Below are 22,777 nucleotides of genomic sequence, written 5' to 3'. Positions count from 1 at the left end.
ACACCACCGCCATCGCCGTACCGCATAAAACCAGGAGACCCGACAACACACATACCCGTCGATCACCCAAAAGCCTCACAATGGACCCGAAAGAGACCCCCACCCCAAAAGGTGTCTAGCGGCTGGCAGGACTACTTCACCGCGAACACCGCCTTCCGCTCGCATCCTCTACCCGACGGTAGCCGGCAAGACCGCAGTCTGGTCGACAGCATTGACACTGCCCTCGGGCAACTGCGAGCCCACCTCGACGCGACAGCCGGATACGTGGTTCTGGTCTCCGGCGACAGCAGCCGCTCGCTGTGGCCTCTTCTGGCCAACAAGAATCTCGACCTGCGCCCAGATGCAGCCGGCGAGGTGAACGGCCGACCTGCTCTGCCCGGCTACAGCCGCTCATGCGGACACCGGCCACTGGCCGTAGTGCGCGTCACCTCCGGGTCAGAGGACCTGCCGCGGCCGGTCGCCGTGAACCCTCTCAAGGCCGCCACCTCCGACGACGGACCAGAAGCCGAGCGGCCCTCGGTCGGTAAGACCACCGAGGCGCTCTTCCAACTCGACGGCTCCCACAACACCTGGATCCTGTCCAACATCCCTCGCCAGTTCAAAGGCGGCCGCCGTTACAGCCGCATTGGCGAGAAGTCCAGCCGCTGGACGGCCGACGTCGAAGCCGGAAGTCATACCTGGTACGCCCACACCTCCACGGAGATCGTCGTCCTCGGCTGCGAGAGCGACCCGATCCGCTACGCCATCGCCGCCGCCAGGCTGTGCGACCACGCAGTCTCCTGGGACGGCAGAACTCAATACCCCGCACCCGTCCACCTCGCCATCAAGATGGACAAGGACCATCCGGACTACCGGCGCACCATCGAGATCGAGGAGGAGATAGATCTCAGCGACCTCAACTCTGAGGAATAGACGACTTGGCCCCGGGCGGGGACATCTGAAAAACCCTCGGCCGCGCACGCGTTGGAAGAATGACCGGTCCAACTCATAGCGACGCGAGGATAGGCATGATCCACACAGCAATCGCCTACGGCTACGACCTCGGTGGGCGAGGTAGCTGGCGGCTCAAGGGCTTCGAGCTCGGCACGCCTCTCCGGACGCCATGGCGGCCGTTATCGAACAACACTGGTGGAACGGCAGGTGGGGCCGCCTCTCTCGACGCGACGTATACCTGCGCGCACAGGCCGACCTCTGCTCAACGCCGCGCCTAGGTGAATTCGAGGCGATGGACTACCGGCGCGCCATCCATGCCATTCTCTGAAGGAATCGAGTACCAGTGATGTCGGTGTAGCAAGCGGCGATCTTTTCTCGCCGGCCTTGATGCATGCGGCACGTTTTCAGCTCTGATTCGGCGCGAGTCTTGAGCCGGTTCAGGTTGTTGCGTTCGCTGGTCGTCTCAGCCTGTAGTCGTTTCTGCCGAGCGTCTTGTTCCGCGTACGCCGCCTGCTCGGCGGCTCGAGCGGCGCGGGCTGTGCCATCGCGTTGCTGATGAGCCTGCTTCTCGCGCTGGTCGAGGAGGTCGAGTTGCCGGCGTAGCTCGCCTCGCACCCAGTTCTCCTCAAACGCGGTAAGAGTCTTGGGTGCGCTCCGTTCGGCTCGTTGTTCGATGGACTCGCGCCAGGCGACGAGATTGGCGGCGCAACCTTTGCCGATCTGCTTGACGTAGACACTCCCGCCGCCAGCACGGCGAAGATACGTTCGTTCCCCCCGCCCTCCCTGGTCGGAGACGTAGTAGCCAGTGAAGTCTGCCGCCGAGCGAATTCCCTTTTCGGCCAGGTACTTCGTGCGGAGCGTGTTGATGTCCTCCGGCGGGTCGTTGGTGATCAACGAATTCGTGAGGGCGTACCCGACGTGTTCCTTCTGTTTGCGTGCGAGCACGGCATGCCGCATCCCCGAACCGTCACCCAGCGCAGTGCGCTCCCCGGAGATTTGCTGAAGCGCTGCTCGAAGGACGTTGCTCGCTGCGGTCATGGCATCTCTGGACTTCTGAGCGATGGCCGCACGTGTGGTGTCGAAGTCGTTCTGGTGCTGTCGGCATCGTTGTTCGAACTCGGCGAGTTGGTGCTGGGCGCCGGACAGCTGTTGATGCGCCTTTGAGGTTGCCTGCTTGGCGTCGTGGTGGTCCTGCAGCGCTTGACGGCGTGCGTGCACTTGCGGATGGCGGGTGTACAGCCAGGCGACGAGCAACACCGCTGTCAGGGCGAGTAGGTACCAGAGCAGCGGGTTGATCGCGGTGAGTCGGCTGCCCGAGACGCCGCCAGCGGCACCCAGCAGGGCAGTGACGATGGCGAGGCGGGCGGCCATGAGGCGGCTGTCGCCGGGGAAGGTTTGCAGGGGGAGTTTGTGATCGTCATTTTCCTGCAGCAGTGACGAGGTGGTTGTTGCGCGGGTCTGTGGAACATGGTCGGTCAACCAGTCTGGGAGCTGGTCGGTGTCCGGCCCCGGGGTCCGCGGAGTGGGGATGGTGGTGGATGCGACGCCGAGCAGGTCCGGCGGGTCCAGGGCGGGGATGCGGTCGAGGCGAGGGCTACGGGCGAAGGAGACGAGGGCATCGCCGAGTTTTGCCAGTTGCGTGTTGCCAAGCGTGCGTAGCGCAGTGAAGGCGGTGGAGGTCACCGGGTCGAGGAAGTCGTCGTGGGTGAACAGGAGCCGTTCGGCGCCTGGTTCGCGTAGCTCCGTCCATAGCGGGGAGTGGGTGGCGATGGCGTAGAGGCTGGTGTAGATCACCCACGCGGAGAACCGGTCGAGGCCGGGGCCGTAGTCGGCATCGCTGCGGGCCGGATGCTGGTAGTGGGGCAGGCCCTTCTCGGTGGCCGGGTAGCCGGCCAGCTCGGGGACGAACATGCCGTCGTAGTCGACCAGAACCAGCTTCCCGGCAGCGGTGACGAGAAGGTTGCCATGCTGCAGGTCGCCGTGAGCGATGCCGGCGTCTTCCAGGGCGTGGACGAGGTCGACGAGCTGTCCGGCGAGGTGGAACACCTTCTCCTGGTCGCGGTGGTGGTGTTCCAGCCAGCGGAGCAGCTCTTGCGCGTCGACCCACTGCATCTTCAGCAAGGGGTAACGAGTGCCGTTGATGTTCACGCCTTCGGGCTGGTAGTTGAAATGCACCAGCGCGGCGTGCTCGAGTCGGTTCAGTGCCGCATCGATGGCCGCGTAGCGTTGTTGCTGGTGCTCGACCTGCCGAGTGAAACACTTAACGGCCCACTGCCCCGTGGGGCTGGTGACTTTGAAGACCGAGGCGAAGTTGCCCGAACGCGGATCAGGGAACCCGAGAACGTTTTCCTGGACGGTGCCCGCACGCAGGTCTGGATCAGTGAAGGCTGTCTGAGGATGTTGCAGGGCACCCACGTACGCGCTGCCGTTGGGGTAGAGGGCCGAAGTGCGCTGCGGCGCCACGGTTGTTCTCCTCGCTACTGAATGTCAATGCGCAGCAGGGTGGTGTCGTCATTGCGCAGGAGCTTGCCGACTCGCAGGTCCTGCACCCAGGTGTCGTAGTCGTTGTCCGTGTCCAAGCTCTGCACGGTGCGCCACGGTGTGGCACCTTCGGCGGCTTGGGTGAGGTACCAGCAGGCGAGGGCGTCGCTGGCCAGATGCAGGGCGTCTCCGCGCTGCCAGGTGGTGGACAGGGGGACGACGTGCTTGGCGATGACGGCCGGGTTCTTCGGCCGCGAAGGGGCCAGCGCCGGGCCGATAGTGAACAGCGCCGGGTCGTCGAGCGGAAACGCGGTGATCAGGGAGTCTGCGCGCACGTGGAACAGGCAGGCATCGCCGAGCGCCCACGCCCGTAAGGGCCCGGCCCCGCCGGTGGTGGCAGGCAGTAGACGGACGCCGACGACGGTGGCGTAGGAGCCGCGTTCCAGGCCGTCCTCCTCGTACCAGGCGATCGGTTCGCCTTGCTCATCGCGTAGTTGCCGGTAGTTGGCCTCGACGGCATCCCACCTGCCGGCCGCTGCGGTGATGCCCTCGGCCAGGCCCTCGGCGGTTTCGGCCTCGGTGAACTGGGCGACCAGCTCGTCGGCCCACTGCCGGGCCAAGAGCGCCTCGCTGGCGCCGTCGGCCACGGCAGCGGCCAACCAGGGTCCGTCGAACTCCCCGGGGATCTCCTCGTACCGGCGAGGGCCGATCGCGGCGGCGTCCTCATACTCCTTCCAGGTTGAGCCGGCCTTAGCCGCCCGGAAGGTGGCGATCTTTGCGCGCATCGGGGCTGGCCCTCGCCCGGTCAGCGCAGGTCCGAGGCGCGGGTACCGATGTCAAGGAACTGCACCACCGTGGTGATATCGGCATTGAAGACGAACCCCCGGCTGCTGTCGTCCACCGGGAGCCCTTGCTGGGAGGCGTAGGCGCGCATGTGTGCGGGCAACGGGGAACTCATCGAGAACAGCAACCGCGCGTAGTCGTCGGCGGGCAGGGCGGCGTCCTGTCCAGGGAAGATCGTGGGCTGGCTACCTTCGGTGGACACGTGCAGGTTGAACAGCAGCACGTTGCCGTCGGTGGAGCTCAACTCTCGCAGCTTCGCCGCGTCCTGGCCGGGGTCGCCGTCGGTGGACGCCCCGTCGCTGAGGTTGAGCACTACCGGCGGGAAGCAGTCCGGGTGCTCGGTGAGGAACTGGTCTACCAGCCTGCGGGTGTGCTGCAGCGCCTGGCACATCGGAGTGCCGTTGGCGGCCACTGGCTTTACCCAGACCGGGAAGCGGGTGGACTGCTCGATCAGGCCGCCAGCACCGTCGGGCACCTTCTTCGACCGCGTTTCGATCTGCATCGGGTGGATGGCGACCTGGGACAACGGGACCAGATCCCGGCCGGCCAGTTCACCACCGAACGCCGAGGCAGCGCCGGCGCCATAGCCGATGACGGCTACCTGGAAGTAGTCACGGACGCCGCCCTCCTTGGCGCATTTGATCACCAACTCTTGCAGCAGCCGGTTGAGGGCGTCAGCGACCACGTCGGCCTTACGCTGCTGGACCGCGGCGTCTCCGATGGTGTCGATCATGGAGTGCGACTGGTCGAGCAGGAAAACGAAGCAGCTGGGGTTGGAGCGGCTGATCTCGGCGGTGTAGGGCATGAACGGACCTTTCGAGCATGGCAGGGAAGCGGGCCCGGGTCGCGGCCACGCGGGGATGGGATGCGGCTCAGGTGGTGGTGTGGTCGTTCCACCAGTCCGCCACCGGCGGTGAACTCGCGGCCGGCGGACCGGCCGCGGTAGATGCCGCGGACGCTGCCCGCGGGCCGGGGGGCATGGCGGATGTGGCCTGCGCAGCGCCGCCGGAAGGTTGCCTGTCTGCAGCCCTACCCCGTTTCCGATCCGGCCACCCGCTGATCGGCGGCGTGAGGGTGGTGGCCCACTGCGCCAGGGACGTCCGGTCGACCAGCAGGATGTTGCAGCGGCCTGCGATGTCGCGCGCCGGGTTGGTGACGTGGGCGGTGGTGACCAGCAAGGGAAAGTCTGCGCGGTGGATGTCGCGTGCGGTGCCAGCGAACTTCTGAACGTCACCGCTGGCCAGCTTGTTGCTGTAACGCTTGCACTGCACCACGACCTTGTGGCCGTCAGGCGTATAGCCGACCACATCACAGCCCATGTCACCGGCCCTGCCGGACACGCGAACGCCCCGGAACCCGGAACGCCGCATGAGCCGCGCCATGTAGTGCTCGAACTCCGTGCCGCTCATCCCGTCGGTGACCGCGACGTTGCGCTCGTACTCCGCAAACCGCCGCGCCTTCTCGACCTTCAGGTAGACCGCGCCGGCGAGGGCAATCACGACAACGAAGGCGACCAGGGCAACCGCGACGGGATGGTCCCGCACGAGCTCGGCCACCACGCCGGGCACGATCAGCACGGCGAGCACCCCACCGGCGATCCAGCCGCCGCCATCACCGCCGGATTTCTTCCTCGATCTCCGCGTTGCCATGACCCTCCACCAACATCGCAGAACGTGAGTGCGTGTCACCAGACTGTAAAAGCGGGGTACGACAAAAATCGAAGTCGATCAAACCGTCGAGGTGTCAGGAGGGCGATAGATCATTCCATTGGTAATACGCTTGTCGGGCTAGATAATGCGTGGCCGGAACGTACCTCGCGACCGGTCGTAGCCCGGCCAGAGTGTGGTGGCCGAGATGCAGGATGGTGCCGGCGTACATGGATGCCGTGGCCGGCGGCTGTCGACCGGTGGACCTGGCCCGGCATGCTCTGCAGTAAGCGGCGCAGCCCTGCTCGACGGTGGTCCGCCGTGGGCTGGATCCGGGGCGGCAGACCTCAGCGCCTGGGCGGGAGCAATCTGCGCCTGCTGGGGCAGCGGAGAACCCGTCGCGCCGCAACCGTGCCGAGCTTCAGTGATCGCCGGGCAACGGGAAGCTGAAATGCCAGTTGCCGTGCGCCGGATCCGCCAGCTGCGGACACCGATCACCTCACCGCCCGCCCGTAGCCAGATCGACACAACCGCACCGACGAAGGACTCCCACGGTCTCATCGCAACTCATGACCGACCTCCCTTTGGCCAGGTCAACTCCTCTGTCCATCACCACTTGCCATCACGCCGATCAGCCGGGAACGGAATTCTATTGTTGCGGCGAAGATCGCTCAGCGGTTACCAGAGCAGGGCACGCGGCAGCCGTGCCTGCGAGTGGAGGACGCCAGAGAAATCCGATCAGGCCGGTCCGCGGACGGCCTGCGTCGTGTGTGCACGTATCGACCGGGGCTGCATTCCGTCACTGGAGTGTGACATTCTGTCCGTCATGCGGCGGGTGCATCTTGAAGCGGCAGAGGACCACGTCGAGCGGCTGGCTCGCGAGAACGATCCCGTCGGGGCGGTCAAGGAGCTGGTGTGGAACGGCCTGGACGCCGAGGCCACTCGGGTCGAGGTGATCCTGGAGACGACGGCGATCGGCGCGGTCGAGAAGGTCACGGTGATCGACAACGGCACCGGGATTCCGCCGGAGGGCTGCGATCCGGCGTTCGAACGGATCGGCGGTTCGTGGAAGAAGAGAACACGCCGTAGCCCGAACCTGAACCGGTTCCTGCACGGCAGCACCGGACAAGGACGACTCCGCGGATACGCACTGGGCCACCACATCCGCTGGACTACGGTGGCCGACGGCATTGGCGGACGACAGCGCACCATCATTCGAGCCGGAGCTGGCGCCCGCAACGACTTCGAGATCTCCTCCCCACAACCCACCGACGAGCCCACTGGCACGGTCTTCGAAGCGTGGGGCCGGCAGTCGCCGCGGCTCGACCAGCTGACCAATCAGAAGTCGGTCGCTGCGCTGACGACCGAACTGGCGACCTACCTGACCGTGTACCGCGACGTCGAAGTGATTTACAACGGCGAACGCATCGACCCGCAGGCCTCAATCCTGCGCGACGCCGAGTACGACATCGTCTTCGCCGTCGAGGGAGAACAGCCACGCACCGCGATGCTGCGTGTACTCGAATGGTCGATGAAGACCGACCGTGAGCTGCACTTGTGTGACGCCGACGGCATCACCGTCGACATCACCGACGTCAACATCAAAGCGCCAGGGTTCAACTTCACCGCATACGTGCTCTGGGACGCCATGCCCGAGCACCAGGGCGACTTCCTGCTCGGCGAGGGCCGGCTGGACTCCCACGTCGGCGCACTCATCACCGCAGCCCGCGACAAGCTTCGGGAACACTTCAAGCTACGCGCAGTCGAGCAGCGCCGAGAAGTCGTTCAGCAGTGGAAGGCCGACGGGGTCTACCCGTACGCCGGTGAAGCCGAAACCGACACCGACACCGTGGAAAGGGAAACGTTCGACCTGGTGGCCACCACCGTGCACCGCCAGATTCCCCGCACCAGCCGGCAACTGCGCACCACCCTGACGCTGCTGCGCGAAGCCGTACGCCACCAGCCCGACAACATGCATCACCTGCTGGACGAGATGTTCAGCCTGTCGGTCGACGACAAGGCCACCCTCAAAACACTCCTCGACCGGACCAGTCTCGCCACGGTCATCAAAGCCTCCAACAACGTCGCCGACCGGCTCACTTTCCTCGCCGCGCTCGAGCACATGGTCTTCGAACCCGAAGTCCGCAAAGTAGTGAAGGAACGCAGCCAACTCCACAAAATCCTCGAGAACGAGGTGTGGGTGTTCGGTGAGCACTTCAACTTGCTCGTCTCCGATCGATCCCTCGACGCCGTCCTCGACCGGCATTTGGCCATCCTCGGCCGCGAGAACCGCTACCCCAGTCCCGTCCGCCGCCTCGATGGGCGCGGCGGCATCGTTGACCTGATGCTCTCGCGTGCCCGCAAGGAACACGACCGGCGCCAGCATCTGGTCGTCGAACTGAAAGCACCGGCCATTGTCGTCAGCCACAAGGAAATCAACCAGATCGAGGACTACGCCCTCGCCGTCGTCAGCGATCCTCAATTCGCTGATGTCCGGGTTGAGTGGGACTTCTGGCTGGTGACTACTGACATGGCCGACATCGCGAAAGCCAAAGCCAAGTCAACCGACCGGCCTCCGGGCTGCATCGGGCAATACCAGCAGGGCGCGGCGACCGTACGGGTCTGGCTCCGCTCGTGGGCGCAGATCATCGACGACTGCCACGAACGGCTGAAGTACTTCAAAGAACAGTTCGAGCACGACCCTACGGTCGAGCAGGTGAAGGAATATCTCATCGCTCACCACAACGGTCTCATCCCCGAGTTGCTCATCCCCGACCAGCGATCCTCGACGGAAGCCGACGATGCCACGACCAGTTCCGCACCGGCCGCTACAGGCGATGGATCCGGGAGTTAGCCCAAGTCTCCGGACGTGCGACCTCCGAGATGCGCGGACCTCCCGGCCAGGCGCTAATCGAGAATGGCCATCGTGCCGATGCCTGGCCGAATCTCGGCGAGGCCCGTCTGGCTGGAGTTACCGGTCGCTCGGTCGCTCCGTGGTCGCTCGGATGTTCGGTACCCTGGCCGGACGCGCCCGGACGGGGCCGGATTCCGCCCATCTGATGCCCTTAGAATCCGACGAAGATGCCACGGACGAGGCCGGACGGAGCCGGACTGTGCGAGGACTAAGTCCGATTCTCTTACTCGGCTGAAGAGTGGACTGACCTAGGGACTTTTAATCCATAGGTTCGGGGTTCGAGTCCCCGGCGGCCCACCATCTAGACCAGCCAAAACGCCCTCGACATCGGGGGCGTTTTCCGGTGGATTCGGCCCCGTGGTCGGCGTAGGCCTCCCCCAGCTCTGCCGCTCGGTGAGCTGGCGCATGCCTGGCGACGCCTGGCGGCTTGACCGTTTCCGGTTTCCTCGTCGCGGCTCCCGCACTGTTTGAAAAGCCTGCGCCCGACACAGGTGATCAAGCTGTGCAGTCCTTCGTCTTCAGTGCCACGAAGCGGCAGCTTCCTGCTCCGGGCGGCCGAGCGACCGGTCAGATCGGAACGGAACCGGAGGCGTGACCAGAGACACCAATCTATGGACTGGGCGGTCCATTTTTGGCGTCCTACCTTGGCGTTATCAGCAACGACGAGGAGAAGGACGGCACGCCATGGACACCGTTGAGCGACTGGAAATCATCGAGGAAATCCGCCGGGTGATGGCTCGGTACGTCCGCTACGCCGACCACCATCGGTGGCAGGACCTCGCCGCACTGTTCACGCCAGAGGGCACCTTTACGCCGCACAAGCCAGACGGCTCGGTCTGGCTACGGATGGAGGGCCGCGAGCAGATCGCCGCGACCATCGGCGGCAGCAACTCCCCCGACGACACTCTCGTGCACCATCTCTTCTCCGACGAGATCGACGTCGCCTCGGCTACCGAGGCCCACGGTGTCTTCGCCATGGAGGACATCATCGTCCGTCCCGACGACGCCCCGGTCAACGACGACTTCCCGTTCAGGGGCATGCACGGCTACGGGCACTACCGCGGGCGCTTCGTCCGCGTCGACGGCTCCTGGCAGATCGCGGAGCTGGTGCAAACGCGCCTGCGGCTCGACTTCACCAACTGAACCCGTACGAGAAAGGCAGCTTTCCATGGAACTCGAGCGCTACACCATCGACGTCCCGCAGGAGGCCCTCGACGACCTCAAGCGTCGGCTCCGGGCGACCCGGTTCGCCCAGGACCTCGACAACGAGGACGAGTACTACGGCCTCGGCACCGCGTATCTCAAGCCGCTGGTGGAGTACTGGGCCGACGGTTACGACTGGCGACTGGCTGAGAAGGAGCTCAACACCTTCACCCGGCATCGCGTCGAGGTCGGCGGCACGCCGATCCAGTTCATCCGCGAGCCGGGTAAGGGGCCGAAGCCGATCCCGCTTCTCCTTCTGCACGGTTGGCCTTGGCCGTCCACCGCGTACAACAAAATCATTCGGCCCTTGGCCGACCCCGCCGCCTACGGCGGAAATCCCGCTGACGCGTTCGACGTGATCGTGCCCGACCTGCCCGGCTTCGGCTTCTCGACGCCGCTGGGCCGCGGCGACCTGAACTACTGGAAGATGGCCGACCTCTTCCACGAGTTGATGACCGGCGTGCTGGGGTACGAGAAGTTCGCCGTCGGCGGCTCCGACTACGGCGCGCTGGTCCAGGCCCAGCTGGGCCACAAGTACGCGAAAGACCTGTACGGCCTGCACACCGGTGTGGAGATGGCGCCGGGCATCTTCAGCGGCGACCGTTTCTGGGATCTGACCGGCGGCGCCGACCTCCCGCCGGACTCCCCGCCCATGTTCAAGGACGACATGCGCAAGTTCGTCGACACGTACGCCGCGCACGTCGCGGTGCACATGCTCGACGGGCAGACCGTGACTCACGGCTGGAACGACTCGCCGGCCGGGATGCTGGCGTGGCTGCTGCGCAAGTGGAAGACGTGGAGCGACCGCTGGACCGACGACTTCGACGAGGTCTGGCCCCGTGACTTCATCCTCACCGCGGCCACCATCTTCTGGGTGAACCAGGCGATCGGCTCGTCGATCCGCGTCTACCGCAACTCGGTGCGTTACCCCTGGGTCCCGTCACACGACCGCACCCCCCTCATCGAGGCGCCGGCCGGGTTCACCCTGCTGCTCGGCGATGTCAACCCGATCGGGGTGCGTACTTCCGAGGAGCGGATCGCGGCCTTCGAGAACGGCCCTACCCGCGACTGGTACAACCCGGTCAACGTGAAGGTCCACCAGAAGGGCGGTCACTTCGGCGCCCACGAGAACCCCGACGCCTGGACCACCGACCTCCGCGACACCTTCCGCAAACTGCGCTGACCGTCTTCGGCTCCGCCCTACCACCGACGGGGCGGAGCCGCGAAAGCTGGAAATCCCATGTCTGGCAACGGCCCGAGCGCTGCAGGGCCTGTTCGCCGCCCTGCTCGCACCGGCCGCGCTCTCACTGATCTCGCTCGCCTTCCCGGAGGGGAAGGAGCGCGCCAAGGCGTTCGGCCTCTTCGCTGCCATCATCACCTCCGGCGGCGCGATCGGGCTACTGCTCGGCGGTCTGCTCACTGACTATCTGAGCTGGCGGTGGGCTCTGTTCATCAACATTCCGCTCAGCTTGATCCCAGTGGCCGGCGCCTGGGCCTACGTCGCGAGGGACGCACGCCCACAACGGAGCACCCGCCTGGACCTGCCCGGCACGGTCCTGGCGACCGTTGGGCTCGTCGCACTGGTCCTCGGCTTCTCGGAGGCGAACAGCCGCGGATGGTCCGACGGCATCACACTCGGCGCGATAGGGCTGGGCGTGATCTTGCTGGCCGCCTTCGCGCTGGTGCAGGCCCGCACCCGCGATCCGCTGTTGCCGCCGCGCATCCTGACCGAACGCAACCGTGCCGGCGCATACCTGTCAGCGACGTTGGGCTTGCTCAGCCTCTTCGCCGTCACCCTTTTCCTTACCTACTACCTCCAAGCGGTCAAGGGCTACTCACCGGCACTGACCGGAGTCGCCTTCCTACCGATCGCCGCCGCCCAGGTGATCGGGGCCTCGGCACTCGGCACGTGGCTGCTGGGCCGCCTGTCGGCCCGGACGGTCATGGCCGGCGGCTACCTCATCGCCGCCGCCTCCGTGCTGCTGATGACATCGCTCGACGCGGGAACCCCGTTCGCACCCACCCTGCTCGTGGCACAGATCGGCCTCGGCGTGGGTGTCGGCGCCGCGCTGCTGCCTGCCACCAGCCTTGCCACCTATGGCATCGGCCCCGACGACGCCGGCGTAGCCTCCGCGACAATCAACGTCTCGCAGCAGGTCGGCGCCTCGATCGGTGTCGCGCTGCTCAACACCGTCGCCACGAACGCCACAGCCGGCTACCTGGCGGCACACACCACCGTCACGCGGAGCGTCGCGCTCGTTCACGGCTACCAGACCGCCTATGTGTGGGCGGCTGCCTTTCTGATCGCGGCCGCCGTCGTCTCCCTGTTGCTGGTCAGCGCCGGCCGCCGCGGCCCGTCCCGCAGCGAGCAGAAGCCGGCGAAGCGCGAGACCACAGGAGCCCGCTAGCTTTCTGCGTCAGCCGGGTTCACCCGCTCGGCTCACGGTCGGCAGATCGTCCAGCCAGGGCCGTTGCACGGCGAAAGCCTGGGCGGCGAGCCCACCACCTTGCGGGTAAGACGTGTCAGGGGACGTCGAAGCCCGTTTCGTTGACGCGGCGGAAGCGGCCGTCCTCGGAGTACTCGCCGAAAAGATAGATCTCTCGGCGCAACGTCGTGCCGTTGGTGAGCGTGGCCTCATAGACGTGCCGCTGGGCGTACTTGTGGCCGTCGACGAATTCGTCGAGGACGGTCACGTTGCCGCTGACGATCTGCGACTGCAGGCCGGCGACGAACGCGCCGAAGGCCGCCCGGTCCTTCACGACTCCGTCAGAACGCCACTCGAGGTCCGGCGCGTAGTACCTGTCCAAGGCCGTCTCGACCGGCTCGTGCGGGGCGAACGCCAGGTCGTTCAGGGCATCCTTGTAACGCACAACCATCTTCATTCCCTTTCCGTGATCTTCTACGGATTTCCGACGCGGGCGCCTCGTTCACGTTCAACAGCGTGATGGGGAACGCCGCGCACGCGGCGGCCCCGGCACGAGTCCGGGGCCGCCACAAGCAATGGTGCGGTCAGGAGTGGCGGACGTTGCCCTTGGTGGTGGGCAGGTAGGCCGGGGCCTTGCCGTTCTCCACCCAGTTGATCAGGGCGTTCAGGTCGGCGCCAGGCTTTACGAGGCCACCGGTGCTGAACAGCGTCGTGCCGCAGTGGTCGACGCCCGGGAGCAGGAAGACGCGGTAGAAGTTGTCGACCCGCTTGCTGCCGCCGAGTTCAGCGTTGACGCGCTTGCGGTAGTCGGTCGTGCCCTGCGTCGGGATCAGCTGGTCGGCCTGACCGTGCCAGGTGAGCAGCTTGCCGCCGGCCTTGGCGAACTTCGACAGGTTGGGGTCACGGTCGCCGATGACGCCGTCGAACTGCCGGGTCGCCGAGTTGAAAAGCTTCTCGAACGATTCGTAGGTGAGCTTGGTGGCGTCGAACGAGGGGTTCTTGGTGACGAAGTACTTGGCCCACTGATCCGGCACGGCGAACGGCTTGCCCGGGTTGGCGATGAACGCGAAGGACGAGCCCTTGTTCTGTCCGTACCAGAGCTTCTTGCCGGAGGTTGTCACCGGCCCGGCCCAGATCTTGTTGACCGCGGTGGCGAGCTGCTTGGAGATGGTGAGTTCGTTGCCGTCGCAGACGACCTTCTTGCCGACCAGCTGACGGGCGTCCCACGAGCAGGCCTGCGGGTCGGCGATGACACCGTCCTTGACACCGTCGACGGTGTCGCAGGCGGCGACCGCGGCGGTGTTGAAGGCGGCCAGCTCGCACTGCGACGGCGCGACCTTCTCCTCGTTGAAGACCGCCTGCGACCACAGGGTCGCGATCTCGAAGCGGTTCCACTCGATCGCCGGGGCGTTCGCGAGAATGCCGTCGAAGTCCTTCGGGTAGTTCTGGGCCTCGGCGTAGCCCTGGCGGCCGCCCGTGGAGCACCCGGTGAAGTACGAGTACGACGCGGCACGCTTGTAGAACCCGGTCGTCACGCTCTTGCCGATGACCGCCAGGTCGTGCACCGAGCGGGAGGCGAAGTTGGTGAGCAGACCCTCGTTGATCTTGCCGTCGGCGGTGAGGCCCCAGCTGGCGTCGGTGGCACCCTTGGCGCCGACCCCGGCGTCGGTGGCCGCGCCGGCGAAGCCGCCCTTGACCGCGGCGATCAGCGCGACGCTCAGATCGCTGACGTCACCGGCGGAGTAGGCGCTGCCACCGGTGGCCTGGAAGCGCCCGTTCCAATCTTTCTTGTCCTGCGGCAATGAGATCTTGATTTTCACGCTGTCCTTGGCGCCGGGGTGGGTCACCACAACGTTGACGTCGCACCAAGCCGGCACGTCGTTGATCGGCGGCACGGGCGGCAGGCCAGGCGTCTGGGGGAACGTGAAGTCCCCGCCCGCCCGGGCCACCGCCTTGACCGACACCACCTTGGTACCGGAAGGGGCGGAGACGGGCATAGCGGTACAGGAGGCGGCGGGCTTTGCCGCTACTGGGGCGCTGTCGCGGTTGACCGCATTGGCTGCGGCCGGCACAAGCACTGCGGTGGCCGGAACCGCGGCGGCCATCAGGATGATCAGGCGTCGCTTCATGCCCATCACCCTCACGGGAAGGGCACAGCGCTCGCCCCAGGGTGCGTCCCTGGTCCCGGCCCTAGCCGATCGCGGGGGGCACCAGCGCGTGGGCGTCACTGGGTGATGTCGATTCTGAAACCTGAGGAAACGTGTAGATCTCGTCACACTCGGTGAGTGGCATCATGGTCCGGCGCCGCTTGATCGGCTGACTGCGGTAGCGCTCGACGACCCCGACGGCGGAACCGAGCAGGAGGCCGAGACGACCTGGATCGTCAGCCCTGGCCTGGTCATCGGTGCGACCAGGAACCGTACCTGAGCGAGCTGACCTCCTGGGAAGCCTGGCAGCGATGGCGAAACCTCTTGATCGACCGCTACGTGTCGCAAGGCGATCGTTGCCCGTTGCGAGGTCTGCTCGGCGACACGGGCCGCCGCGCCCCGGCCGCCCGGTCCATTCTGACCGATCTGATGGATCGCTGGCAGACGTCGCTCGCCGGTGGCATCCGCCACATGCAGGCCACCGGAGAAATCGCGCCCGAGATCGACGCCGCCCGCGTGGCCACCAGTCTGATCGCCGGCATCCAGGGAGGGGTCCTCCTGATGTCCAGCACCGGGCGCACCGACTATCTGGAGGCCGCCGTGGATCTCGCGATCGAGCGCCTCAAAGGATCAGGCCTGCTTTGACCCGGCCGCGACGCTACCTTGGCCGGCGCAAGGCGCGGCGGTTCGGGACGCCGAGCTTCGTGAAGATCTTCCGCAGGTGCCACTCGATGGTTCGCGGACTGAGGAACAACTCGGCGCCGATCTCGGCGTTGGACAGGCCGTCGGCGGCCCTGTCCGCGATCTGCCGCTCCTGGCCGGTCAGGTCGCTGCCGCCGGTGGCGCGGCCAGGCCGCGGGACGTCGCCCACAGCGACCAGGGCGCGGCGGGTGCGGTCGGCGAAAGCCTCCGCTCCGAACGCGGTGAACATGCCGAGGGCCTGACGGAGCTGCGTACGGGATTCTTCTTCGCGGCCCTGATCGGTGAGCCACTCGCCGTAGATGAGATGGGCCCGGGCGATGGAGGAGGCGCCCAGTGAGCGGGAAAGGTGGTCGATCGCATCGCGGTAGTCGCGTTCGTTTCCGCTGACCAAGGCTCGGGAGCGGGCCTCGACACCGCGGGCCCAGGCGGTTCCGCTCGGGGCGGTCCGCTCGACCAGCCGTTCCAAGGCGCGCGCCGCCGCCGGCTGGTCGCCCAGGCGAGCGGCAGCCTCGACAAGTTCGATCAAGGCGGCGTTGACCAGACCGGTCTCCATCGGGCGCGCCGTCGCCTGCTCGGCCGCGGCGCGGGCCGTGGCGAAGTCCCCCAACCCGTTGTGCAGTACCGCACTGCTCGTCTGCACCGTCGTCAGCGCCGCGCCCTCCCGTCGGGCGGTCACCTCGGGGGTAAGGGTTTTGATCAGAGATGATGCTTTCGCGGTGTCTCCCTGCCAGGCGGCGACGAGCAGAGCCCCGTACGGGGGCATGCCCGTTCCGGTCGCAGCCTCGACGGCTTCGAGCTCCTCGACCAGCGCCGCTGCCCGCGCGAACTCCCCGCAGTGCAGGTACAGCGCCATCCGCTGAGAGGCCAGATAGGGCAGGTGCGCGAGCGCGCCGGCCTTGCGCACGATGTCCAGCGAACGGGCGATCAGCGCGGACCATGCGGCGTCATCCCACGTCGTGTACGAAAGGTGACCGACCAGGAATACCCAGTGCATCGCGTTACCGAGCAGCAGGTCGTCGTGGTGGAGGGTGGCGAGGGCTGCACGGATGAACGGAGTGCCGGCGGCGAAACCCTCGGTGAACAAGACGGCGAGGCCGTGGAGGAGCTGATCGGGGCCGCTGGGCGTGGCAGGGGCCGGGGCGTCCCGGGCGGCGCGGCCGATGTCGGCCAGGCTGTCACCGCCGAACCGGCCGACCATGACGCCGGAAGCGAACGCGTCCAGGTAGGTCTCGCGCGCCAGGCGTACATCGAACTTCTCAAGGCGGCAGGCGGCATCCAGCAGCAGGCCGGGACCGTCACCGCTGTCGGGGGTGATGAAGGCCATCTGACCGCGGAGCAGCACGGCGCGGGCGGCTCGGAGCTCGTCGGGCGGCCCGGCGTCGGCCCGGGCGAGCAGATAGGCCGCCGACTCTGACGCGCCGGCCTGATACGTCGCACGGGCCGCCGCCAGTTCTCGGTCGGCCTTGAGTGCCGGGTCAACCGTCAGCATCGCGGCACGCTCCAGGAATACAGCCGCGGCGGCCAAGCCGCCACGGGTCTGAGCCCGGCCGGCGGTAGCGAGAAGTTCGGCCGCCACGGAATCGTCCGGGCCGTCGGCCGCATGAGCGCGGTGCCACGCGCGTCGGTCTGGGTCATGGGACGCCTCGGCCAACACGCCGTGCACGAGACGGCGGTCGGCCGGGGTCGCGGCGCGATAGACCGCGGAGCGGACCAGGGGATGACGGAACGAGACCCTGGTGCCGACGGTCAACAGGTCGGGCACCTCGGTCAGGCCCAATGCGCGGGCCGCCGGCCAGAAGACGGTCGAATCGCCTGACGGGTGAGCGGCGGCCAGCAGAAGCATCAGGCGGGCCTCCGCCGGGAGGTCGTCGAGGCGGCGGCGAAAACTGAGCTCCAGGCGTTCTTCGGCCAGTGAGGGCAGGCCGAAACCGCCGGCCAGCAAGGCCGGGTCGCGCGGGAGCTCCAGCAGGGCTAGCGGGTTGCCCCGAGCCTCGGCGAGGACGGCGTTTCGCACGGAGTGGTCGAGCGGCCAGCGTACGACCGAATCCAGCAGGGCACGTGCGTCGACGTCGGCGAGACCCGGCACGTGCAGCTCGGCGAAGCCCAGCAGAGCAGACGGGAGCTCCCGCACCGCGAAAATCATCAGAACCGGGTCATTTGTCAGCCGCCGGGCGACGAAGGCAAGCAGCTGAAGTGAAGCCTTGTCGACCCATTGGGCGTCGTCGACGACGCACAGGAGCGGGCGGACCGCGGCAGCCTCAGAGATCAGGTTGAGGCAGGCGAGACCGAGCAGCAACAGGTCCGGGGCGGGGCCCTCCCGTAGGCCGAAAGCGGCACGGAGCGCGTTACGCTGCGGAGCGGGCAGACGATCGTCCGGCAGGTCGTGACACATCTGGTGCAAGGCGGCGTAGGGCAGGTCAAGCTCAGCCTCCGCCCCGGTGACCCGAAGAACGCGGTAGCCGTTCGCCCCGGCAGCGAGCTCGTCGAGCAGCGCGGTCTTACCGATACCGGGCTCACCCCACACGACCAGGGCGGAACTGGAACCCCGCCGCGCCTCCCTGAGCAACCGGTTCAAGGTCGCCTGTTCCCTGACACGCCCCAGCACCATGCCCTCATGGTCAACGTCGATGGTTGCGTCGGCAACGACTACCGCTGCACAGGCCCGGAACTCTGCACCTTCGGTGCCTACCGCCCCGACCCAGACGACACAGCGGCCCCATCCGAACCAGCCGTGCTCGCGCTGCCCCGGACCGCGTCTCGCGTCAATTGAACGACGCCCAGCTCACGCCGCTGACCTCACTGCAGCGAGCCGAAGTCGAACAACTGCGGGCCCGCGTCGCGTTCGCGCTCAACCACCGTCGTCCTCGGAGCGCGATGAAGTGCTGGTCAGGCCGGGCGGCGGAGTCCGCGCCGGTTGGTTATGCCGAGCTTCGTGAAGACCTTGCGCAGGTGCCATTCGACTGTGCGGGGGCTGAGGAAGAGCTCGGCGCCGATCTGGGCGTTGGACAGGCCGTCGGCCGCCCGTCGCGCGATTTGGCGTTCCTGTTCGGTCAGACCGTTGGTGTCGGTAGCGCGGCCGGGTTTCGGGGTGTCGCCGACGGTGGCCAGGGCGCGGCGGGTGCGGTCGGCGAAGGCTTCCGCTCCGAACGACACGAACTGGTCGTGGGCCTGGCGGAGCTGCGTACGGGAATCATCTCGTCGTCGTTGGTCGGAGAGCCATTCGCCGTAGACGAGGTGGGCCCTGGCCAGGGAGAACGCGCCCGGTGAACCGGTGAGGTGGTCGATCGCCGAACGGTAGAGGCGCTCGTCGCCGGTGACCAGGGCGCGGGAGCGGGCCTCGACGCCCAGGGCCCAGCTGGTGCCGCTCGGGGTGGTCCGCTCGGCCAGCCGTTCCAGGGCCCGTTGCGCCGCCGGGAAGTCGCCGAGGCGGCTGGCGGCCTCGACGAGCTCGGCCAGCGCGTTGTTGACGAAGCCGGTCTCCAGCGCGTGTTCGGTGGCTCGCGAAGCCGCGGCGTGGGCGGTGGCGTAGTCGCCCAGCGAGTTGTGCAGCAGCGCGCTGCAGTATTCGACCATCGTCAGCACCGCGCCTTCGCGACGGGCGATCACCTCGGGCGTGAGCGTCTCGATCAGGCGCAACGCCTTGGTCGTCTCTCCCTTCCAGGCGGCGACGGCCAGGGCGGCGTACGCGGGCCGGCCCGTGCCGGTGGCGGCGTCGACCGCTTCGAGCTCTTCGACGAGCGCGCCGGCCAGATCGAGTTCCCCGCGGTGCAGGTGCAGGCCCATCCGATGCGAGGCCAGATAGGGCAGGCGGGCCAGCGCACCGGCCTCGCGCACCAGGTCGAGGTAGCGTGAGATCAGCGCGTGCCAGACGGTGTCGTCCCAGGTCGTGTACGACAAGTGGCCGATCAGGTAGAGCCAGTGCATCGCCTCGTCGAGCCGTAACTCGTCACGCTGGATCGCGGCCAGGGCCTCGCGGACCAGCGGCGTTCCGGTCGCGAAGCCCTCGGTGAACAGCACGGCCAGGCCGTCGAGGAGCTGGTCGGGGCCGCTCGACTCGGCGGGCGGCGCGTCTTTGGCCGCGCGGGCGATGTCGGCCAGGGCGTCGCCGCCGAACCGGCCGGCGAGGATGGCGGCGGCGAACGCGTCCAGATAGGTCTCACGGGCCAGGCGTACGTCGAGCTTCTCCAAGCGGCGGGCGGCGTCCAGCAGCAGTGTGGGCGCGTCGCCACCCGGCATCGAGAAGGCCATCTGTCCGCGCAGCAGGGTGATGCGCGCGTCGCGGAGCTCGTCGGGCGGTCCCGCCTCGGCCCCCGCGAGCAGGCGGACGGCCGCTTCGGGAGCGCCGGCCTGATAGGTCGCGCGGGCCGCGGCCAGTTCGCGGTCGGCTCGCAGGCCCGGGTCGGCGGTCAGGCTCGCGGCGCGGTCGAGGAAGGCGGCTGACGCGGCCATGCCACCACGGGCCCGGGCTCGACCGGCCGAGGCGACCAGCTCGGCCGCCACGGATTCGTCGGGCCCCTCGGCGGCCTGTGCCCGGTGCCACGCGCGGCGGTCCGGGTCGATCGCGGCCTCGGCCAGCGCGGCGTGCACGAGGCGTCTTTCGTTCGGTTCGGCCGAGCCATAGACGGCCGAGCGGACCAGCGGATGCCGGAATGCCACCCGGACGCCCACCGTCAGCAGGTCGGGCACCTCGTCGAGGTTCAGGGCGCGGGCGGCCCGCCAGAAGACCGTCGAATCGCCGGCTGGATGCGCGGCGGCCAGCAGCAGCATACGGCGTGCCTCGGGCGACAGGTCGTCGAGGCGGCGGCGGAAGCTGTGCTCGAGACGGTCCCCGGCCGCCTCCGGGAGCCCGAAGCCCCCGGCGAGCAGCGCGGGGTCGCGGGGGAACTCCAGCAGGGCCAGCGGGTTGCCGCGGGCCTCAGCAAGGATCGCTGTTCGCACGGATTCGTCGAGAGGCCACCGTACGACCGAGGCCAGCAGAGCGCGGGCGTCGGTGTCGGCCAGTCCCCGCAGATGAAGGTCGGGCAGGCCCCGCAGGACGGGCACGTCGTCCCGGACCGTGAAGATCATCAGCGTGGACTCGGTGGCCAGCCGCCGGGCGACGAAGGCGAACGTCTGGAGCGAGGCCCGGTCGACCCACTGCGCGTCGTCGACGACGCAGAGCACGGGACGGGCGGCGGCGGCCTCGGAGATCAGGGTGAGGGTCGCGAGACCGAGCAGGAACGGGTCGGGCTGACCCTCCCGGGTGCCGAATGCGATGTGCAGGGCGTCTCGCTGCGGGTCGGGCAGCCGGTCGTCGGGCAGACCGGCGCAGAGCTGATGCAGGGCCGCGTACGGCAGATCGAGCTCGGCCTCGACGCCGGTGGCCCGCAGCACGCGAAAGCCGGTCGCGCCGGCGGCGAAGTCGTCGATCAGCGCGGTCTTGCCGATGCCGGGCTCGCCGTGCACGACCAGGACGGCGCTGCGACCCCGGCCTGCCTCGTCGAGCAGTCGTTGCAGTGTCGCCCGTTCGCGGTCCCGTCCCAGCACCATGCCCTCATCGTCGGCCCGGATGCTTGCCCGGACAACGAGCAACATCACGAATCTCGCGCTGACCCACCGCCTCCAGGCCGCTCGCCGTCCCCCGCTCGGCGGGTTCCTCACGGCGGCGGGTCTGCTGCTGGTCATTCCGTCGGCCGCCGGCTTCGTGGCCTCACTGCTGAGCCCCCGCGATCTTCCGAGCGTCGATGCGGTCTACCCACCGAGATTCAAATCTGTCACCATGATCTCCCTTTCGAATGCGAAGCAACGTTTCGCGACCGGCTCGCGTCTCTCTCTGCGGGCCCGTTAACGGCGCCGGTTGGCATCCCTCGATTGCGAGAGTCATGATTCAGCGACGCAAAGTGATCTTCGGTGCGATAAGCGCCGCGGTGGCCGCCGTGGTGGCCGGATGCTCCAAGTCCGGCAAGGGCGGCGGAGCCACGACGTGGGTCGGGTCGGCCGACGACCTTCAGACAGTCGCCGCGCCGGTCCGGCTGAGCGTGACACCGACGAACGGGAACACCGGGCATTCACCGGCGAAACCGATCGTCGTCAGCGCCGCCGACGGCAAAATCCAGTCGGTCACCGTCACCGCCGGCGGGACGAAGATCGACGGCGCGCTGCAGGAGGACGGGACCTGGCAGTCGACCGGCGACCTCGCGTACGGCAAGAAATACACGGTGTCCGTCAAGGCCACCGACAGCAAGGGCGTGGAGACCACTGAGGACACGACCTTCACCACTCTGAAGCCGGGGAACACCGCGAAGGTCACGTTCCAGGCCAACGCCATGGTCATTCTCGACAAGGGCGCGACGTACGGCGCGGGGCAGCCGGTCATCGTCGCGTTCAACCGCGCCGTCAACAAGGACGCGGCCGAGAAAGCCATCGAGATCAAGACCACGCCCGCGGTGGAAGGCAAGTTCTACTGGCGCGACAGCCGCACGGTGCACTGGCGTCCGGCGAAATACTGGGCCGCCGGCACGAAGATCGAAGTAAACGTCAACATGTTCGGCGTCAAGCTCGGCAAGACCACGTACGGCGGTAAGAACGCGTCGACGCATTTCCAGATCGGCCGTCAGCTGATCGCGATCAGCGACAACAAGAGCCACCTCACCAAGGTCTACATCAACGGCAAACTCGTCCGCACAATGAAGAGCAGCCTCGGCAAGGGCGGCGGCATGACCACCCCGAGCGGCGCGCGCATCAGCTATTGGACCGCGGGCGGCCCCCACGTCGTACTGGGCAAGAAGCGCAAACACACGATGAGCTCGGCCAGCTACGGCGTCGCCGACCCGAAGAACCCGAACTACTACGTGTCGGAGAACGTCGAGTTCTGCACCCGCATCAGCTACTCCGGCGAATACCTGCACGCCGCGCCCTGGAACGGCTCGCTGGGCCGGGCGAACCTGTCGCACGGCTGCATCAACCTCAGCACCGCCGACGCCAAGTGGGTCTACAACAACTTCCTGATCGGCGACATCGTCGACGTCAAGAACACCCCGCGCGACCTCCCGATCTGGAACGGCCTGGGCGACTGGACGGTCCCGTTCGACAAGTACGGCAGCTAGGCCCACCCGGCCGGCCCGGACGACAGAGTTCATTTCGTGCAGCCGACTGTGGGGAACATCCATTCCGGGCCTCGTCCTTCGCCCAGGCCCGGTGCGGGACTGTGCGTGCCGCTCGTCGACGGGAAGCTCGACACCGCCGCGTTGATCGAGGCCGTCTCCCGGGTGCTCGAGGACCCGGCTTTCCGGCAGACCGCCCGCGTGATCGCCAACGAGATCGGGGCGCTGCCGCCGGTGTCGGAGGCCGTACCGCTGCTCGAAAGTCTCGTCTAGTTCTAGTTCTAGTCCTGGACTTCGCACATGCTTTGGAGTGAATGCCCGTCACTCTGATCATGATCGATGTGTTGGTCTGGGTATGGGTGTGACAGGTGCTCCACGTCGTAGTGCTGTGCGTCCTCGT

The 22,777-nt window shown here is 67.4% G+C and carries 17 protein-coding genes; 9 read left to right on the top strand and 8 right to left on the bottom strand.

The genetic code is table 11. The features are described 5' to 3' along the window. On the top strand, window positions 1-912 hold a 912-nt coding region (locus EER30_RS45635), incomplete at its 5' end, for an RNaseH domain-containing protein (RefSeq protein ID WP_127509294.1). Window positions 913-1,230: 318 nt separating this feature from the next. Here EER30_RS45635 and EER30_RS45630 read toward each other — a convergent pair. The 4 genes from EER30_RS45630 to EER30_RS45615 form a co-directional block, all read right to left on the bottom strand. After that, on the bottom strand, window positions 1,231-3,396 hold the full coding sequence (locus tag EER30_RS45630; RefSeq protein WP_127509291.1) for a protein kinase domain-containing protein: 2,166 nt from the start codon (window positions 3,394-3,396) through the stop codon (window positions 1,231-1,233). A 14-nt stretch (window positions 3,397-3,410) separates the two neighbouring features. Continuing rightward, window positions 3,411-4,199 carry a hypothetical protein gene (locus tag EER30_RS45625; protein ID WP_127509288.1) on the bottom strand — a complete coding sequence of 263 codons (789 nt, stop codon included), beginning with the start codon at window positions 4,197-4,199 and terminating at the stop codon, window positions 3,411-3,413. A 20-nt stretch (window positions 4,200-4,219) separates the two neighbouring features. Beyond that, complete coding sequence (locus EER30_RS45620) at window positions 4,220-5,062, bottom strand: VWA domain-containing protein (RefSeq protein WP_127509285.1); 843 nt, start codon at window positions 5,060-5,062, stop codon at window positions 4,220-4,222. 67 nt (window positions 5,063-5,129) lie between these two features. After that, complete coding sequence (locus tag EER30_RS45615) at window positions 5,130-5,906, bottom strand: restriction endonuclease (RefSeq protein WP_127509282.1); 777 nt, start codon at window positions 5,904-5,906, stop codon at window positions 5,130-5,132. A gap of 823 nt (window positions 5,907-6,729) precedes the next feature. Between EER30_RS45615 and EER30_RS45610 the strand changes: the two genes are divergently transcribed. The 4 genes from EER30_RS45610 (at window position 6,730) to EER30_RS45590 (ending at window position 12,428) form a co-directional block, all read left to right on the top strand. Beyond that, a complete protein-coding gene (locus tag EER30_RS45610; protein WP_164842774.1) occupies window positions 6,730-8,757 on the top strand; it encodes an ATP-binding protein in 2,028 nt (675 codons plus the stop codon). Between the two features lie 744 nt (window positions 8,758-9,501). Continuing rightward, on the top strand, window positions 9,502-9,960 hold the full coding sequence (locus EER30_RS45600) for a nuclear transport factor 2 family protein (RefSeq protein WP_127509277.1): 459 nt from the start codon (window positions 9,502-9,504) through the stop codon (window positions 9,958-9,960). 25 nt (window positions 9,961-9,985) lie between these two features. After that, window positions 9,986-11,203: an epoxide hydrolase family protein gene (locus tag EER30_RS45595; RefSeq protein ID WP_127509274.1), complete on the top strand. Its 1,218-nt coding sequence runs from the start codon at window positions 9,986-9,988 to the stop codon at window positions 11,201-11,203. Window positions 11,204-11,249: 46 nt separating this feature from the next. Next, window positions 11,250-12,428: an MFS transporter gene (locus EER30_RS45590; protein WP_127509271.1), complete on the top strand. Its 1,179-nt coding sequence runs from the start codon at window positions 11,250-11,252 to the stop codon at window positions 12,426-12,428. Between the two features lie 115 nt (window positions 12,429-12,543). Here the strand turns inward: EER30_RS45590 and EER30_RS45585 are convergent, their stop codons facing one another. Beyond that, a complete protein-coding gene (locus tag EER30_RS45585) occupies window positions 12,544-12,903 on the bottom strand; it encodes a nuclear transport factor 2 family protein (RefSeq protein WP_127509268.1) in 360 nt (119 codons plus the stop codon). Window positions 12,904-13,030: 127 nt separating this feature from the next. Continuing rightward, a complete protein-coding gene (locus tag EER30_RS45580) occupies window positions 13,031-14,575 on the bottom strand; it encodes a tannase/feruloyl esterase family alpha/beta hydrolase (protein ID WP_127509265.1) in 1,545 nt (514 codons plus the stop codon). 342 nt (window positions 14,576-14,917) lie between these two features. On the opposite strand from EER30_RS45580, the gene EER30_RS45575 reads away from it, so the two are divergent. Then, on the top strand, window positions 14,918-15,238 hold the full coding sequence (locus EER30_RS45575; RefSeq protein WP_127509263.1) for a TetR family transcriptional regulator C-terminal domain-containing protein: 321 nt from the start codon (window positions 14,918-14,920) through the stop codon (window positions 15,236-15,238). A 13-nt stretch (window positions 15,239-15,251) separates the two neighbouring features. Here EER30_RS45575 and EER30_RS45570 read toward each other — a convergent pair whose 3' ends face one another. Both EER30_RS45570 and EER30_RS45565 read right to left on the bottom strand, forming a co-directional pair. Further along, complete coding sequence (locus EER30_RS45570; RefSeq protein ID WP_127509260.1) at window positions 15,252-17,903, bottom strand: AAA family ATPase; 2,652 nt, start codon at window positions 17,901-17,903, stop codon at window positions 15,252-15,254. 278 nt (window positions 17,904-18,181) lie between these two features. Beyond that, window positions 18,182-20,824 carry an ATP-binding protein gene (locus EER30_RS45565; protein WP_127509257.1) on the bottom strand — a complete coding sequence of 881 codons (2,643 nt, stop codon included), beginning with the start codon at window positions 20,822-20,824 and terminating at the stop codon, window positions 18,182-18,184. Window positions 20,825-20,843: 19 nt separating this feature from the next. On the opposite strand from EER30_RS45565, the gene EER30_RS45560 reads away from it, so the two are divergent. The 3 genes from EER30_RS45560 to EER30_RS47790 all read left to right on the top strand — a co-directional run bounded on the left by EER30_RS45560 (window position 20,844) and on the right by EER30_RS47790 (window position 22,650). Next, window positions 20,844-21,122: a hypothetical protein gene (locus EER30_RS45560; RefSeq protein ID WP_127509254.1), complete on the top strand. Its 279-nt coding sequence runs from the start codon at window positions 20,844-20,846 to the stop codon at window positions 21,120-21,122. Window positions 21,123-21,156: 34 nt separating this feature from the next. After that, window positions 21,157-22,380 carry a L,D-transpeptidase gene (locus EER30_RS45555; protein ID WP_127509251.1) on the top strand — a complete coding sequence of 408 codons (1,224 nt, stop codon included), beginning with the start codon at window positions 21,157-21,159 and terminating at the stop codon, window positions 22,378-22,380. Window positions 22,381-22,485: 105 nt separating this feature from the next. Further along, complete coding sequence (locus EER30_RS47790) at window positions 22,486-22,650, top strand: hypothetical protein (protein ID WP_164842773.1); 165 nt, start codon at window positions 22,486-22,488, stop codon at window positions 22,648-22,650. Window positions 22,651-22,777: the final 127 nt, after the last annotated feature.

It is taken from the genome of Actinoplanes solisilvae, from assembly GCF_003999975.1.
GTDB lineage: Bacteria > Actinomycetota > Actinomycetes > Mycobacteriales > Micromonosporaceae > Actinoplanes > Actinoplanes solisilvae.
Note: the sequence above shows the minus strand (reverse complement) of the source record. Positions and strands in the feature narration are given on the sequence as shown.

Coding starts and splice junctions, on each gene's coding strand:
- EER30_RS45625 (WP_127509288.1), bottom strand. CDS start 4,199: ATGCGCGCAAAGATCGCCACCTTCCGGGCGGCTAAGGCCGGCTCAACC.
- EER30_RS45620 (WP_127509285.1), bottom strand. CDS start 5,062: ATGCCCTACACCGCCGAGATCAGCCGCTCCAACCCCAGCTGCTTCGTT.
- EER30_RS45615 (WP_127509282.1), bottom strand. CDS start 5,906: ATGGCAACGCGGAGATCGAGGAAGAAATCCGGCGGTGATGGCGGCGGC.
- EER30_RS45610 (WP_164842774.1), top strand. CDS start 6,730: ATGCGGCGGGTGCATCTTGAAGCGGCAGAGGACCACGTCGAGCGGCTG.
- EER30_RS45600 (WP_127509277.1), top strand. CDS start 9,502: ATGGACACCGTTGAGCGACTGGAAATCATCGAGGAAATCCGCCGGGTG.
- EER30_RS45595 (WP_127509274.1), top strand. CDS start 9,986: ATGGAACTCGAGCGCTACACCATCGACGTCCCGCAGGAGGCCCTCGAC.
- EER30_RS45585 (WP_127509268.1), bottom strand. CDS start 12,903: ATGAAGATGGTTGTGCGTTACAAGGATGCCCTGAACGACCTGGCGTTC.
- EER30_RS45580 (WP_127509265.1), bottom strand. CDS start 14,575: ATGAAGCGACGCCTGATCATCCTGATGGCCGCCGCGGTTCCGGCCACC.
- EER30_RS45570 (WP_127509260.1), bottom strand. CDS start 17,903: ATGGTGCTGGGGCGTGTCAGGGAACAGGCGACCTTGAACCGGTTGCTC.
- EER30_RS45565 (WP_127509257.1), bottom strand. CDS start 20,824: ATGGTGCTGGGACGGGACCGCGAACGGGCGACACTGCAACGACTGCTC.
- EER30_RS45560 (WP_127509254.1), top strand. CDS start 20,844: ATGCTTGCCCGGACAACGAGCAACATCACGAATCTCGCGCTGACCCAC.
- EER30_RS45555 (WP_127509251.1), top strand. CDS start 21,157: ATGATTCAGCGACGCAAAGTGATCTTCGGTGCGATAAGCGCCGCGGTG.